This window comes from Mesorhizobium sp. WSM4830, from assembly GCF_055811495.1.
Window position 1 is genome coordinate 286,792 of the sequence record NZ_JBVVQI010000002.1, and the last position, 15,065, is coordinate 301,856.

Consider the following 15,065-nt stretch of genomic DNA (forward strand, 5'->3'; position numbering starts at 1 on the left):
TGATAGGCCAGTGGCTATCACGCCGGGCGCGAACTATGCTCTAATCTCATGGATCAAAGTTTAACGACTTTGCCTCGCCGCCGCCGCACCCGCGCCCCGCCGCTTGCCGATATACCGTGCCCCTGCTAAAGCGCGCCGCATGACCACGCCGATCAAGAACATCCGCAACTTCTCCATCGTTGCCCATATCGACCATGGCAAATCCACGCTTGCCGACCGGCTGATCCAGTCGACCGGCGGGCTGGAAGCGCGGGATATGAAGGAACAAGTCCTCGATAGCATGGACATCGAGCGCGAGCGCGGCATCACCATCAAGGCGCAGACGGTGCGGCTGAAGTACCGCGCCAATAATGGGCAGGACTATATCCTCAACCTGATCGACACGCCCGGCCATGTCGACTTCGCCTATGAAGTGTCGCGCTCGCTCGCCGCCTGCGAGGGCTCGCTGCTGGTCGTCGATGCCTCGCAAGGGGTCGAGGCGCAGACGCTGGCCAATGTCTACCAGGCGATCGACAACAACCACGAGATCGTCGTGGTGCTGAACAAGGTCGACCTGCCCGCCGCCGAGCCCGAGCGCATCCGCGAGCAGGTCGAGGAGGTGATCGGCATCGACGCCTCCAACGCCGTGCTGATCTCGGCCAAGACCGGGCTAGGCATTCCCGACGTGCTCGAAGCCATCGTCAACGATCTTCCGCCGCCGCGCGAGGGCGACATCACGGCTCCATTGAAGGCGATGCTGGTCGATAGCTGGTACGACGCCTATCTCGGTGTCATCGTGCTGGTCCGCATCATCGACGGCGTGCTGAAGAAGGGCCAGACCATTCGCATGATGGGCACCGGCGCCAGATACCTGGTCGAACGCACCGGCGTCTTCACGCCCGCCCGCATCAATGTCGACGAGCTCGGCCCCGGCGAGTTCGGCTTCTTCACCGGCTCGATCAAGGAAGTCGCCGATACCCGCGTCGGCGACACCATCACCGAGGACAAGCGGCCGACAGCACAGGCCCTGCCCGGCTTCAAGCCGGCGCAGCCGGTGGTGTTCTGCGGCCTGTTCCCGGTCGACGCCGCCGATTTCGAGGATCTGCGCGCCGCGGTCGGCAAGCTGCGCCTCAACGACGCGTCCTTCTCGTTCGAAATGGAAACCAGTGCCGCGCTCGGCTTCGGCTATCGCTGCGGCTTCCTGGGCTTGCTGCATCTTGAAATCATCCAGGAGCGGCTGGAGCGCGAATTCAACCTCGACCTCATCGCCACCGCGCCGAGCGTCGTCTACCGCCTGCTGCTGAACGACGGCACGGTCAAGGAACTGCACAACCCGGCCGACATGCCGGACGTGGTCAAGATCCAGGCCATCGAGGAGCCGTGGATACGCGCCACCATCCTGACCCCGGACGACTATCTCGGCGGCATCCTGAAGCTCTGCCAGGACCGGCGCGGCATCCAGGCCGACCTGTCCTATGTCGGCAAGCGCGCCATGCTGATCTACGATCTGCCGCTCAACGAGGTGGTCTTCGACTTCTACGACCGGCTGAAGTCGATCTCCAAGGGCTACGCCTCCTTCGACTATCACCTCACCGACTATCGCGAGGGCGACCTGGTGAAAATGTCGATCCTGGTCAATGAGGAGCCGGTCGACGCATTGTCAATGCTGGTCCACCGCACGGCTGCGGAAAAGCGCGGCCGCCAGATGTGCGAGAAGCTGAAGGAGCTGATCCCGCACCATCTGTTCAAGATCCCGATCCAGGCGGCGATCGGCGGCAAGGTCATCGCCCGCGAAACCATCTCGGCGCTGCGCAAGGATGTCACCGCCAAATGCTACGGCGGCGACGTCTCACGCAAGCGCAAGCTGCTCGACAAGCAGAAAGAGGGCAAGAAGCGGATGCGCCAGTTCGGCAAGGTGGATATCCCGCAGGAGGCGTTTATTCAGGCGCTGAAGATGGGCGATTGAGCTGGGCCGTTCCCGATTTCGAGCTGACCGAACCGCCTCCCGATGCGATCAAATACGCGCCGGCCAATGCCCTTCGCTCTAGGCAGCGGGCCGCCATTGGAGAACGTCCCGTCTTGAAGTATCCTTGAGCTTGGAAAGGGAGGTCTCGATGCGTCCCGCCAGCCCTGCTATCTCCGACGTTATCGCCGCGATCGGCCTCGCCATCGGCGGCGCTCTGGGCCTCGCCGGCACCTTCGTGGCGAGCGCCGCCCTTCGCGAAACGCTCTGGACGATCGACGGCGTGGCGCTCGTGGTGGCGACCGCGCTGTTGACGATGAAGTATCAGCGGCTGGGCAATGACTGGGTGGCGGCCGGATTTCTGACCTTTCTTGCCGGCGAGAGCCTGCTGCTCGCCGGCAATGCGGCGGGGCTTGAGGCCAGCGTGCCCTCCTATGTCGGGGTATCTCGCTTTGGGCGGCGGCGCTGGTCATGGTCAGCGCGCCGAAAACTTTCGCGCTGTGGATGCGGCTCACGGCTGTCGTGGCCGCCTTGCTGTTTGTCGTCTCGGCGGGCCTGATCCTGTGGGGCGCGCCTTTGCTGCCGACCTCGGCGCCGCTGCCCGCTGCCGGATATCCCTTCCTGGTTCTCACATTCATCGGCTGGATCTGGACGCTGCTGAAGCCAGGCCGTTGAGTCCGGTCGGACCACCCCCTCTCCGGCCGCTTCGCGGCTCCCCCACTTTGTGGGGGCGAGGAACCCAAGCTTTGTGAGGCTTCGGCGATTGGCATTCCTCGCCCCACGGAGTGGGGAGAGGTGGTTTGCGGAGCAAACCGGAGACGGGTCTTCCTCGGCAACGCTGCGCCTTTCCCAGCGCAAATGCCGCAATCGCCTCTTCCACCCATCCCGCCGCCATGCGATGTTCTCCGTGCGGCCGGGCAGGCCGTTTCATTCCGGGGGGAATCATCATGTTGTCTTACGCTTTCGCGCGCCGCGCCGGCGCGGCGCTTTGCCTTGCCGCGTTGTTTGCGCCAGCCGCGCATGCCGGCGATGTCACTTTCGAGATCAGGAACAGCCACCCCAACGCCATGCGCGTCGAGCTCTACAGCCAGGACCGCGACCATGTCTGGCCGGGCAACAATCAGGATTATTATCTCAACGACGGCGAGACCAAGTCGATCCCGCTGTCCTGCAACGACGGCGAATCGATCTGCTACGGCGCCTGGGTCGATGGTGACGAGAACACCTATTGGGGCGTCGGCCCAGGCAACACGGAAAAGTGCGACGATTGCTGCTACACCTGCAGCGGCGGCGAGACCGAGGAGATCGATCTGGTTCCGTGACGTGGCAAATCTCCCCCTTGAGGGGGAGATGTCGCCAAAGGCGACAGGGCCGCGCATAGAGCGCCAACCTGTTCTGCAGTAGTAGGCCGAGTCCGGTCGTGCCGACCCCCTCTGGCCGCTGCGCGGCCATCTCCCCCTCGAGGGGGGAGATTGGCCGTCCCGCGAGTGCAGGCTGGCAACGCCGGAACTCAAAACTAAAACAAAAAACCCGCCTCGGTGGGCGGGTCGTTGGAGCCAATTAGCACCATACCCAGATTAGTAGCATAGCTGCCGGCACAAAGCAAGAACAAAATGTGGCGCGGCGGCAAAAAAGCGAATTCGCTCCCCCGCCGCACCCGAGGTCGGCCCTCACGATGGGGAGAATGCTACCTTGACGTCGTCCTGACCGTGGCCATAGCGTAGTCCGACAGGAGATCCCACCCATGGCAGTGGTCGAAGGCGAGAAGATCGATATCGGCTTTTCCGGGCGCCGGTGCATCCATTCGCGCAATTGCGTGCTGGGCGATCCGCGTGTCTTCGTGCCCAATGCGCCCGGCCAGTGGATCCACCCCGAGGCGGCCAGCGTCGAGAAGATCGTGGCGCTCGCCGAAGCCTGTCCGTCTGGCGCCATCACCTATGTCCGCAAGGATGGCGGGCCGCAGGAACAGCCGCCGGTGGTCAACACCGTGCGCATAAGGGAAAACGGCCCGCTGGCCGTCCATGCCGAGATCGTGCTGGGCGGCGAAACGGTTTTCCGCGCCACGCTGTGCCGCTGCGGCGCCTCGGAAAACAAGCCGTTCTGCGACGGCAGCCACGCCAAGGCGGGCTTCACCGCCACCGGCGAGCCGCCGCTGAAGGATACGCCGGCGCTGGAAGCGAGGGATGGGCCGCTCACCGTCACGCCGACCACCAACGGCCCGCTCAAGCTCGAAGGCAATGTCGAAATCGTCACCGGCACCGGCCACACGGTCGATCGCACCCAACGCGCCTTCCTCTGCCGCTGCGGCCATTCCGCCAACAAGCCGTTCTGCGATGGCAGCCACAAGCGCGTGGGGTTTGTCGGGTAGGCGGCAAAGCTGCCAATCTCCCCCCTCGTGGGGGAGATGTCCGGCAGGACAGAGGGGGGCGCCGTAGAGCGCTAATTTCGGCAGTACAATGCCTCATACGCAATTGCCTCCAAAACACCGCGCAAATGCGCGATCGATGCGTAAGGTCATGACATCAGCTGAGTTGAAGCTCTGGAACGAGCTTCGCGCGCACCGGCTGATGGGACTTGGCTTCCGGCGTCAACTTCCGATCGCCGGTTACATTGTCGATTTCGCTTGCCCGGAGCAGAAGCTGATTGTCGAAGTCGACGGCTCCCAGCATACCGAAGCCGATGCTGTTGCCAGAGACGAAGCAAGGACAGTGCGCCTGGAACAGGATGGCTGGACCGTCCTGCGTTTCTGGAACGACGACATTCTCCGCGACATCGACAACGTCTGCCAGCATATTGTGATTGCGGTTGGAATCGCCGAGATGCCTTAAATCGTGGCAAGGTCGGCGGGACAGCGCCCCCCTCTGTCCTGCCGGACATCTCCCCCACGAGGGGGGAGATTGGCCGTCACCACGATCATCGCCCTTGGCCCAGCCATCACGGCTTTATCGATCGGCCGGTATCCGCTAAGGGGCGGTGACGAATTCTCCGGACCCAAATATGACCGCCAAGACCAAATCGCCACCCCTGTTCCTCGGCATCGACACCGGCGGCACCTATACCGACGCGGTGCTGTGGTCGGAAGCCGGCGGCCCCGGCGGAAAAGTGCTGGCCAAGGCCAAGGCGCTGACCACCCGCCACGACCTGGCGGTCGGCATATCGGGCGCGGTCGATGCGGTCCTGCAAAAGGCCGGCACCGACCCGACTGCGATAAAACTGGTGTCGATGTCGACGACGCTGGCCACCAATGCGCTGGTCGAGGGCCAGGGCGGGCGGGTCGCACTTGTGATGATCGGCTTTGCCGAGGGCGACCTGGCCCGCGACGGGCTGAGGGCGGCGCTCGGCACCGACCCGGTGGTGTTCTGCGCCGGCGGCCACGACGTGCACGGCAATGCGGCAAAGCTCGATCTTTCCGGGCTGGAGGCGGCGCTGCCGGAACTGGAAAAATCGGTGTCCGGCTTTGCCGTCTGCGCCTATTTTGCCACCCGCAATCCGGCGCATGAGCTTGCCGCCCGCGATCTGATCCGCGACAGGACCGGCCTGCCGGTCACCGCCAGCCATGAACTTTCGGCCAAGCTCGGCGGCCCGCGCCGGGCGCTGACGACCTTGCTCAACGCCCGCCTGATCTCGATGATCGACCGGCTGGTCGCGGCGACCGAAGGCTTTTTGGCCGCGCGCAACATCGCCGCGCCGCTGATGGTGGTGCGCGGCGACGGCGCCTTGGTCTCGGCCGCCTTTGCCCGCCAGCGGCCGATCGAGACCATCCTGTCCGGCCCGGCAGCCAGCCTGGTCGGCGCCCGCCACATGACCGGCCTCGACGATGCCGTGGTCTCCGACATCGGCGGCACTACCACCGACGTTGCCGTGCTCGACAAGGGTCGGCCGCGGCTCGATCCGGAAGGCGCCACCGTCGGCGGCTTCCGCACCATGGTCGAGGCCGTCGCCATGCGCACCTTTGGCCTCGGCGGCGATTCCGAAGTGGCGCTGGAGGACGGCGTGCTCAGCCCGAAAATCCTGCTCGGGCCGCGCCGCCTGGTGCCGCTGGCGCTGGCCGGCATGATGCATGGCGACGCCGTCACATCGGAGCTCGAACGCCAGCTGCGCGCGCCGAACCCCGGCCGCATGGATGGCCGCCTCGCGGTGCGCACCGGCGTGCCGGAGCGGCTGGCGGCCGGCCTGACCGGCGCAGAGGCGAAACTCTATGAGCTGATTGGTGCCGTGCCGCTGGCTCTCGACAGGTTGCTGACCTCGAATGCCCAGAACGCCACCTTGAACCGGCTGGTGTCCCGCGGGCTGGTGCATATCGCAGGCTTCACGCCGTCGGACGCCGCGCATGTGCTGGGCAGGCAGGCCAATTGGGATCCGGCCGCGGCGCGTCTGGGTGCCGAGCTGTTCGCGCGCAGGCGTGACGGCCGCGGCCAGTTCATCGCCGCCTCGCCGGAGGCGATCTCGGAACGGGTGCTGACCGCGCTGACCCGTCTGTCGGCCGAAGTCATCCTCGAAACCGCCTTTGCCGAGGATGGGCTGGATGGCGCCGCGACCGTCGCTCATGCCCTGGTCCAGCGCGCCGTCGATGCGCATCCTGGCATCGCTCGCCTCAGCGTCGCGCTCGACCGTCCGGTGATCGGCCTCGGCGCCTCGGCGCCGCTGCATTATGCCGGCCTGGCCGAGCTGGTCGGCAATCGATGCGTGGTGCCCGAGGATACTGACGTCGCCAACGCGCTCGGCGCCGTCGTCGGCCAGGTCCGGGTATCGGCCGAGGCGCGGGTCAGCCAGCCCAAGGAAGGGCTGTTCCGCGTCGCCTCAGGCGAAAGCGTGCGCGATTTCAACGACGAGGCGGCGGCGATCGCCGCGGCGGAGAAAGACGTGCGCGCCATCGCCGCCGGGCGGGCGAAGGACGCCGGCACCGACAGCGCCGAGATCGAAATCGCCAGCGAATTCCGCGTCTCCACCGTAGAGGGCCAGCGCATGTTCATCGAGGCGCATGTCGTGGCGGTGGCGTCGGGACGGCCAAGGATTGCGGTGTAGGTTCAGTCGATCTCCCCCCTCGTGGGGGAGATGGCCGGCAGGCCAGAGGGGGGCGCTGTCCCGCCGACCTCTCAGTCGTTTGCTGTTGTGCCCTCAGACTTGCGGCTGGTCGTAAATGACAAGGTCCGCGATCCTTCACGCCCCCCTCTGCCCTACCGGGCATCTCCCCCACAAGGGGGGAGATTGGCAGCTTTGGCCAGCGGCGAAAATGCCCTACCTTCGGCCTAAGCGAATTGACCCTGTAGCCATGGCATGTCAAACGCCCCGGTGCCGGCAACCCGGCCAAGCCTTGGAGAAGCCCTGATGACCGATCGCGTCGAGATCGCCGGATTGCGGATTGCCCGCGAGCTTCATGATTTCGTCGTGAACGAGGCGCTGCCGGGCACCGGCATCGAGGCTGGGGCATTCTGGAACGGCTTTTCGGCGATCGTCCATGATCTCTCGCCAAAAAACCGGGCGCTGCTCGATAAGCGCGATGCCATGCAGGACAAGCTCGACCGCTGGTATCGCGACAATGGCGCGCCCGTCGACATGGAGGCCTACAAGAGCTTCCTCCGCGAGATCGGCTATCTCCTGCCCGAGGGGCCGGCCTTCGGCGTGACGACCGAAAATGTCGACCCGGAAATCGCTTCGGTCGCCGGGCCGCAACTGGTGGTGCCGGTGATGAACGCGCGTTATGCGCTGAATGCCGCCAATGCGCGCTGGGGCTCGCTGTACGATGCGCTCTACGGCACCGATGCCATTCCGGAGACGGACGGCGCCGAGAAGGGCAACAAATTCAATCCAGCGCGCGGCGCCAAGGTCGTCGCCTGGGTGAAAAGCTTCTTCGACGAGGCGGTGCCGCTCACGACAGGCAAATGGGCGGGGGTCAACGGGCTTTCGGTCGCCAACGGCATGTTGCGGCTGGGCGAGGGTGCCGGCGCCACCACGCTTGCCGACCTCAAGCAGTTTGCCGGCTATCGCGGCGATGCCGCCGACCCCGAAGCCGTCCTTTTGGTCAAGAACGGCCTGCACATCGAAATCATTGTCGACCACAACAACCAGATCGGCCGCACCGATCCGGCCGGCATTGCCGATGTCGTGCTGGAATCGGCGCTGACCACCATCCAGGACTGCGAGGATTCGGTGGCGGCCGTCGATGCCGAGGATAAGGTGCTGGTCTACCGCAACTGGCTCGGCCTGATGAAGGGCGACTTGGCGGAGGAGATCACCAAGGCCGGCAAGAGCTTTGTCCGGAGGCTCAACCCCGACCGTACTTACACTGCGCCGGATGGCGGCACGCTGACCTTGCCCGGCCGCTCGCTGATGCTGGTCAGGAACGTCGGCCACCTCATGACCAATCCGGCGATATCAGACCGCGACGGCAACGAGGTGCCGGAAGGCATCATGGATGCGGCGCTGACGGCGCTGATCGCGCTGCACGACATCGGCGTGAACGGGCGCCGCGCCAACTCCCGCGCCGGCTCGATGTACATTGCAAAGCCCAAGATGCACGGGCCCGACGAAGTCGCCTTCGCCGTCGAGATTTTCGACCGCGTCGAAGCGCTGCTCGGCATGGCCAAAAACACCATCAAGATGGGCATCATGGACGAGGAGCGGCGCACCACCGTCAACCTCAAGGAGGCGATCCGCGCCGCGAAAGACCGCATCGTCTTCATCAACACCGGCTTCCTCGACCGCACCGGCGACGAGATCCACACCTCGATGGAAGCCGGCCCGATGATCCGCAAGGGCGACATGAAGCAGGCCGCCTGGATTGCCGCCTACGAGGCCTGGAACGTCGATACCGGGCTGGAATGCGGACTGGCCGGCCACGCCCAGATCGGCAAGGGCATGTGGGCGATGCCCGACCTGATGGCGGCGATGCTGACCGAGAAAATCGCGCACCCCAAGGCCGGCGCCAATACCGCCTGGGTGCCATCGCCCACGGCGGCAACCCTGCACGCCACGCACTACCACAAGATCGACGTCCATGCCGTGCAGAAGGCGCTGAAAAGCCGGCCCAAGGCAAAGCTCGACGAGATCCTGTCGGTGCCGGTCGCGGTGCGGCCGAACTGGTCGCCCGAAGACATCCAGAAGGAACTCGACAACAACGCACAAGGCATTCTGGGCTATGTCGTGCGCTGGATCGACCAGGGCGTCGGCTGCTCCAAGGTGCCCGACATTAGCGATATCGGCCTGATGGAGGACCGCGCCACGCTGCGCATCTCCTCGCAGCACATCGCCAACTGGCTGCATCACGGCGTCTGCACGCCCGAGCAGGTCATGGAGACGATGAAGCGCATGGCTGATATCGTCGACCGCCAGAACCAAGGCGATCCGCTCTACCGGCCGATGGCACCGGATTTCGACAAGTCCATCGCCTTCCTCGCCGCCTGCGACCTCGTCTTCAAAGGCCGCGTCCAGCCCAACGGCTACACCGAGCCGGTGCTGCACGCGCGGAGATTGGAGCTGAAGGCGCGAGAGCAGGCGGGATAAAACCTATGACAGTCAGCTGTGAACGGTCGCGGATCCTCAGGCATTAAATATTTGAACAATGTACTGTAGGGTGGGGTGAGCGTGACTGGATACCGCCACGACAACGTGCGACGAATTTCTCAGGGGCCAAATGGGCAACAACAGGTCTGAACTAAACGTCAGAAAATTCTTCTTGTCGATAATGGTCATTTGGGAAGCATTGCTATTCAATTCGCTGCCGACCCTGGCTGCAGAAGAGGTGCCATTAGCTGTTCCTCTGATAAAATTGGAGTACCCGGGAAATCCACCCAATATCCGGATGCTGTATGTTAAGGTGCTGTCCCTTGGTAACCGAAAAGTAAATCAACCGCTCTTGTTGGATACCGGGTCCAGTGGCATGACGATCGACTGTGCATCTGTGCTTCCCAAGAAGCTGTGTTCGGTCGAAGGAATAAAAATCACGAAAGATCTGGAACTGGATGGGATAACTGTTACCACCCAAAAAGCCGTCATGAATTACGGAACCTACGACGAGTACGGAAATGTTGCGTTGGCCCGAGTGACTTTCGGCTCCCGAGGCTCTTCCATCTCCACCGAGGCATCCATCCCCTTCCTTATTCGCTATAAGGAGGTCAGACGCAGCACAGGTGAAATTGTCGGTGGCCGGCTCTGGCCAAAAGGAATTTTTGGCATTTCCCCTATTGGGGGTGGTGGACCAAATCAAATACTGAAATCCCCGATGGATGCCGTGAGTCCCAGAAATGGCTTGCGAAAGGGGTATTATCTTTCTCCGGTAGGAGCCGATTGGAGAGCTTGCACGAACGAGGAGGCGAATTGCCCGGCAGTTAAGGCACTTCACATTGGGATATCGGACAGCGTGAAAAGCGGGTTCAATATGGATAAGTGGAAAACCGCTAGCGATCGCTATAATTTCCCAACCATAGGTTCATGTATCCTATTGAAAGAAAAAACAACTTGCCGGCCGACGCTTTACGACACTGGAAATTCGACAATCGTAATAGCGGACAGCCCGCCAAAAGATTCGGGCGGATCAATGGCTGTTGGGACCAGAGTCGCGGTAAAAATCGCGATGCTGGGGGAGTGGAAGTTCGACACGTCATACAGATCCGAGTTGGAATTCTCTCCAACGATCGCCCACAACATCATTGGCATACGGTATTTTGAAACGAATAGTTTACTTGTTGATCTTGAAGCGAAAGAAATCGGAATTCGTATCGGGAATTGACCAGAGCTCTTCGTCGTGTTCGACCGCAGGACGGACGCTCCTACGCCGCCTGCGCCATCCGCTCCGAACTCATGCGGTAGGAAATCGCTTCGGCCAGATGGATGCGACCGACCGTCTCGCTGCCCTCGAGATCGGCCAGCGTCCGCGCCACCTTCAAGACGCGGTGATAGGCTCGTGCGGAAAAGCCGAGCTTTTCGCTGGCATCCCTGAGCAGCGACAGGCCGGCGGCATCGGGCATGGCAATCTCCTCGATGACCGACGGCGAGCAATGTGCGTTGGTGGTGGCGGAGGTCGCGCCGAGCCGCTCGAAGCGCTCGCGCTGGATCGTCCGCGCTCGCGCCACGCGCAGTGCCACGGCTGCACTCTTCTCCGCCCGGTCCGGCCGGATCAGATCGCTGGCCGAAACCGCCGGCACCTCGATCCTGAGATCGATGCGGTCGAGCAGCGGGCCGGAAATGCGCGCCTGGTAGTCGGTGCGGCAGCGGTCGCCGCGCAGGCAGCGATAGCCCGGCTCGCCGGCCATGCCGCAGCGGCACGGGTTCATCGCCGCGACCAGCTGGATGCGCGCCGGATAGGTGACGCGATGATTGGCGCGCGCGATCATGCAGTCGCCGGTCTCGAGCGGCTGGCGCAGCGCATCGAGCGCCTGCGGCGAAAATTCCGGAAATTCGTCGAGGAACAGCACGCCGTGATGGGCGAGCGAGGCCTCGCCCGGCCGCACGCGCAGGCCGCCGCCGACCATCGCCGCCATCGAGGCCGAATGATGCGGTGCCCGGAACGGCCGCCGGTCGGTCAGTTTTCCTTCGCCGAGTTCGCCGGCCACCGAGGCGATCATCGAGACTTCGAGCAATTCCTTCGGCGCCAGCGGCGGCAGGATCGACGGCAGCCGCTGCGCCAGCATCGACTTTCCCGACCCCGGCGGCCCGACCATCAAAAGATTGTGGCCGCCGGCCGCCGCCACCTCCAGCGCCCGCTTGGCGGTCTCTTGCCCCTTGATGTCGGCAAGGTCGGGCAGGTCGCGCGCCGAAGCATGGATGCCGGCTTCCGGCCGCGACAGGACCTGCGTGCCGCGAAAATGATTGGCGATGGCGATCAGGCTGCGCGGCGCCAAGATGTCGAAATCCTTGCCGGCCCAGGCCGCTTCCGGCCCGCAGGCGAACGGGCAGATCAGGCCCTTGCCTTCGGCATTGGCGCCGATCGCCGCCGGCAGCGCCCCGGCCACCGCGGCAATGGTGCCGTCGAGCGACAATTCGCCAAGCACGACATAGCCGGCCAGCATGTCGCCCGGAATGGCGCCGAGCGCCGCCATCAGCCCGAGCGCGATCGGTAGGTCGTAATGGCTGCCTTCCTTGGGCAGGTCGGCGGGCGCCAGATTGACGGTGACCTTCTTCGATGGCATCGACAGGCCGGATGCATGCAGTGCTGCCTGCACCCGCTCGCGGCTTTCGGCTACAGCCTTGTCGGCCAGCCCGACGATGTGCATGTTGACCTTGCCCGGCGCGATCATCACCTGCACGTCGACCGGCACGGCCTCGATGCCCTGGAAAGCAACCGTGCGAACCCGCGCCACCATGTCGTCACCCCGGATGCAGGCTTTGCCCCAGCCTTTGCGATCATGCCGCGAACGGCGTCACCGGAGACAACCACAGATTTCCGGCGAAGGCAAGAACATTTGGGGAACGGGTGAACGCAACGGCTGCAATGGTTTGCAACGCGGCCGCTCCCGAAGCGAGACTAGTTACGCTTCTCCTCCACGGCATCCCAGAACAGACTGGCGATGTCGGCGCCCCCAAAACGCCGCACTTCGCGTATGCCGGTCGGTGAGGTCACGTTGATCTCGGTCATGTAGTCGCCGATGACGTCGATGCCGACGAGGATGAAGCCGCGCTCCTTCAGCGATGGGCCGATGCGGGCGCAGATCTCGCGTTCGCGTTCCGTCAGCTCGGTCTTTTCGGCGCGGCCGCCGACATGCATGTTGGAGCGCGAATCGTGCTCGGCCGGCACGCGGTTGATGGCGCCGACCGGCTCGCCGTCGATCAGGATGATGCGCTTGTCGCCGGCGCGCACCTCCTTGAGGTAGCGCTGCACGATGTAGGGTTCGCGGAACATCTGGCCGAACATTTCGAGCAGCGAGGCGAGGTTGCGGTCGGCCTCATGCAGATGGAAGATGCCGGCGCCGCCATTGCCGTAGAGCGGCTTGACGATGATATCACCGAACTCCTTGCGAAAGGCGGCGACCTCGAGCGGGTCCTTGGTGATCAGCGTGTCAGGCATCAGGTCGGGAAATTCGGTGACGAAGATCTTTTCCGGGCTGTTGCGCACCCAGGCCGGATCGTTGACCACCAGCGTCTTCGGATGGATGCGCTCGAGGACATGCGTGGTGGTGATGTAGTTCATGTCGAAGGGCGGATCCTGACGCAAAAGGATGACGTCCATCTCCGATAGGTCGGTGCGGACTTCTTCGCCCAGCGAATAATGGTTGCCCTTCTCGTCGCGGACCTGCATCGCCTCGATACGGGCAAACACCTTGCCGTCGCGCAGTGACAGCCGGTCGGGCGTGTAGTGGAACAGCTGGTGGCCGCGCCGCTGCGCTTCCAGCGACAGCGCAAACGACGTGTCGCCGGCAATCGACACGGTGGAGATATGGTCCATCTGGACGGCGACTTTAAGGGGCATGGCAGCTCTCCGGCGCACTTGGGGCGATCCACTTGGATGCACAAAGTACGCTCCAACACTTTTGAATCCATGCACCGTGCTTTTCGAAAATCGATTCCGGTTTTCGGGCCGATGCATCGACGACAGCGATATAAGGAAATCGGCGGCCTCTGCCAATCGGCCAAGATCATGATGAGGCTGCGCTTCGCTTGGCGCAGACCCCAATGCGATGTGCCTTCAGCGGTCGAAGACCAGCTTGGAATAGCCGAGGAAGGACAGCGCCATGGCAACCAGCGAGGCGACCGCAAGAGCTATGAGCGGCGGCACCATCGGCAGCGCGAACAGCATGGCGCAATAGACGAGATAATTGACGAGGCTGGTGGCAATGCCGACGCCGCCATAGCGTGCGCCCTCTTGCGCGACGCCGCGGCTGGAAGGCGAGAAGGTCAGATGGCGGTTGATCAGCCAGGTGACGGACAGGGCAAAACCGATCGAGATGATGCGAGCCGCGAAGGGTCCGAGCGGCGCTATCGTCAGCACCAGCCAAAGCGCCGCCGCATCGGCGACGAAGCCGATGCCGCCGGCGATAACGAAGCGGGCGAGGCGTCCCATTTAGAGCTCTAAGCCGCCCGCGGGGTCTTGCGCGGTCCGGCCTTCAAAGTCGCGAGCGCACTTGCGCGTTCGCGTTCGACGCGGCCGGAAGGCATCGACAGATAGAAGATGCGCTTCTGCTCGGCCCGGCCGCGCGACACCGAATCGAGGATTACCCCGGTCACCGCCGCCAGCATCGACAGCAGCAGCAGCCCGACCGACAGCACCCAGGTCGGCATGCGCGGCACAAGCCCGGTTTCGGCGAACTCGATCAGCACCGGCGCCATCAGGAACAGGCTCGATGCCAGGAAGAACACCGAAAAAGCGCCGAAGAAACGCAGCGGCTGCGTCTCCTTCATCAGCATGGCGAACATCCACAGGATCTTCGCGCCGTCGCGAAAGGTCGACAGCTTCGACGAGGAGCCTTCCGGCCGGCGGCCATAGTCGAGTCCGATCTCGCTGACGGGCAATTTCAGCTGCGAGGCGTGCACCGACATTTCGGTCTCGATCTCGAAACCGCCGGAAACGGCGGGAAAACTCTTGACGAAGCGCCGGGTGAAGGCGCGGTAGCCGGAGAAGATATCGGTAAAGTCCGAGCCGAACAGCCGCTTGTAGAGGCTATTGAAGATGCGGTTGCCGAAGGCGTGGCCTGTCCTGCCGGCATCGTTGGCAACGCCGCGCCTTGTGCCCACCACCATGTCGGAGCGCTCGGTCAGCAGCGTGTTGATCAGTTGCGGCGCGTCCTCCGGCGCATAGGTGCCGTCGCCGTCGGCCATCAGGTAGATGTCGGCCTCGATGTCGGCAAACATGCGGCGCACGACATTGCCTTTGCCCTGGCGCGGCTCGCGCACCACGATGGCGCCGGCGGCGCGGGCTCGGAGCGCCGTCAGGTCGCGGGAATTGTTGTCGTAGACATAGATCGCGGCGGAAGGCAGCGTTTCGCGAAAGCGCCGCACCACTTCGCCGATCGTCAGCTCCTCATTGTAGCAAGGCAGCAGCACGGCGATGCTCGGCTCATGGCGCACGTCTTGTGGCATTTTCGTCTCCGGATGCCCTGTGAGGAGGCCCCTGGCCGCTCAAACGCCGGCCTCGCTCGGGCGGCTTTACTATTTATTGAAGCTGTTAAGGCTAGGTTTAAACCGCCCAGTA

12 protein-coding genes are annotated in these 15,065 nt (G+C 63.8%); 8 read left to right on the top strand and 4 right to left on the bottom strand.

All coding sequences use genetic code 11. The annotated features are described in order from the left end of the window. Positions 1-139: 139 nt before the first annotated feature. From lepA to AC0L2Y_RS04290, 8 genes are all read left to right on the top strand, one after another. Positions 140-1,945, top strand: coding sequence for a translation elongation factor 4 (gene lepA, locus AC0L2Y_RS04255; RefSeq protein WP_473554035.1), 1,806 nt, complete (start codon positions 140-142; stop codon positions 1,943-1,945). 148 nt (positions 1,946-2,093) lie between these two features. Beyond that, positions 2,094-2,501, top strand: a complete 408-nt coding sequence (locus tag AC0L2Y_RS04260) for a hypothetical protein (protein WP_473554036.1) — start codon at positions 2,094-2,096, stop codon at positions 2,499-2,501. A gap of 391 nt (positions 2,502-2,892) precedes the next feature. Further along, positions 2,893-3,264: a hypothetical protein gene (locus AC0L2Y_RS04265; protein WP_473554200.1), complete on the top strand. Its 372-nt coding sequence runs from the start codon at positions 2,893-2,895 to the stop codon at positions 3,262-3,264. Positions 3,265-3,686: 422 nt separating this feature from the next. Next, entirely contained in the window at positions 3,687-4,310 is a 624-nt protein-coding gene (locus AC0L2Y_RS04270; protein WP_473554038.1) for a CDGSH iron-sulfur domain-containing protein, read from the top strand. An 88-nt stretch (positions 4,311-4,398) separates the two neighbouring features. Further along, positions 4,399-4,770 (top strand): endonuclease domain-containing protein, encoded by a 372-nt coding sequence (locus AC0L2Y_RS04275; RefSeq protein ID WP_473554039.1) that lies wholly within the window; start codon positions 4,399-4,401, stop codon positions 4,768-4,770. Positions 4,771-4,939: 169 nt separating this feature from the next. Beyond that, positions 4,940-6,967, top strand: a complete 2,028-nt coding sequence (locus AC0L2Y_RS04280) for a hydantoinase/oxoprolinase N-terminal domain-containing protein (RefSeq protein WP_473554041.1) — start codon at positions 4,940-4,942, stop codon at positions 6,965-6,967. Positions 6,968-7,270: 303 nt separating this feature from the next. Beyond that, positions 7,271-9,445, top strand: coding sequence for a malate synthase G (locus tag AC0L2Y_RS04285; RefSeq protein WP_473554043.1), 2,175 nt, complete (start codon positions 7,271-7,273; stop codon positions 9,443-9,445). Positions 9,446-9,575: 130 nt separating this feature from the next. Beyond that, positions 9,576-10,670: a hypothetical protein gene (locus AC0L2Y_RS04290; protein ID WP_473554044.1), complete on the top strand. Its 1,095-nt coding sequence runs from the start codon at positions 9,576-9,578 to the stop codon at positions 10,668-10,670. 40 nt (positions 10,671-10,710) lie between these two features. Here the strand turns inward: AC0L2Y_RS04290 and AC0L2Y_RS04295 are convergent, their stop codons facing one another. The 4 genes from AC0L2Y_RS04295 to AC0L2Y_RS04310 all read right to left on the bottom strand — a co-directional run bounded on the left by AC0L2Y_RS04295 (position 10,711) and on the right by AC0L2Y_RS04310 (position 14,953). After that, positions 10,711-12,243 (bottom strand): YifB family Mg chelatase-like AAA ATPase, encoded by a 1,533-nt coding sequence (locus tag AC0L2Y_RS04295; protein ID WP_473554046.1) that lies wholly within the window; start codon positions 12,241-12,243, stop codon positions 10,711-10,713. Positions 12,244-12,404: 161 nt separating this feature from the next. Next, positions 12,405-13,346, bottom strand: a complete 942-nt coding sequence (gene gshB / locus AC0L2Y_RS04300; RefSeq protein WP_473554048.1) for a glutathione synthase — start codon at positions 13,344-13,346, stop codon at positions 12,405-12,407. 216 nt (positions 13,347-13,562) lie between these two features. Further along, a complete protein-coding gene (locus AC0L2Y_RS04305; protein ID WP_473554049.1) occupies positions 13,563-13,937 on the bottom strand; it encodes a GtrA family protein in 375 nt (124 codons plus the stop codon). Positions 13,938-13,945: 8 nt separating this feature from the next. Next, complete coding sequence (locus tag AC0L2Y_RS04310) at positions 13,946-14,953, bottom strand: glycosyltransferase (protein ID WP_473554050.1); 1,008 nt, start codon at positions 14,951-14,953, stop codon at positions 13,946-13,948. Positions 14,954-15,065: the final 112 nt, after the last annotated feature.

Bases quoted from the DNA above. Each gene is read 5' to 3' on its own strand.
- lepA (WP_473554035.1), top strand. From the start codon at position 140: ATGACCACGCCGATCAAGAACATCCGCAACTTCTCCATCGTTGCCCAT.
- AC0L2Y_RS04260 (WP_473554036.1), top strand. From the start codon at position 2,094: ATGCGTCCCGCCAGCCCTGCTATCTCCGACGTTATCGCCGCGATCGGC.
- AC0L2Y_RS04270 (WP_473554038.1), top strand. From the start codon at position 3,687: ATGGCAGTGGTCGAAGGCGAGAAGATCGATATCGGCTTTTCCGGGCGC.
- AC0L2Y_RS04275 (WP_473554039.1), top strand. From the start codon at position 4,399: ATGCCTCATACGCAATTGCCTCCAAAACACCGCGCAAATGCGCGATCG.
- AC0L2Y_RS04280 (WP_473554041.1), top strand. From the start codon at position 4,940: ATGACCGCCAAGACCAAATCGCCACCCCTGTTCCTCGGCATCGACACC.
- AC0L2Y_RS04285 (WP_473554043.1), top strand. From the start codon at position 7,271: ATGACCGATCGCGTCGAGATCGCCGGATTGCGGATTGCCCGCGAGCTT.
- AC0L2Y_RS04290 (WP_473554044.1), top strand. From the start codon at position 9,576: ATGGGCAACAACAGGTCTGAACTAAACGTCAGAAAATTCTTCTTGTCG.
- AC0L2Y_RS04295 (WP_473554046.1), bottom strand. From the start codon at position 12,243: ATGGTGGCGCGGGTTCGCACGGTTGCTTTCCAGGGCATCGAGGCCGTG.
- gshB (WP_473554048.1), bottom strand. From the start codon at position 13,346: ATGCCCCTTAAAGTCGCCGTCCAGATGGACCATATCTCCACCGTGTCG.
- AC0L2Y_RS04305 (WP_473554049.1), bottom strand. From the start codon at position 13,937: ATGGGACGCCTCGCCCGCTTCGTTATCGCCGGCGGCATCGGCTTCGTC.
- AC0L2Y_RS04310 (WP_473554050.1), bottom strand. From the start codon at position 14,953: ATGCCACAAGACGTGCGCCATGAGCCGAGCATCGCCGTGCTGCTGCCT.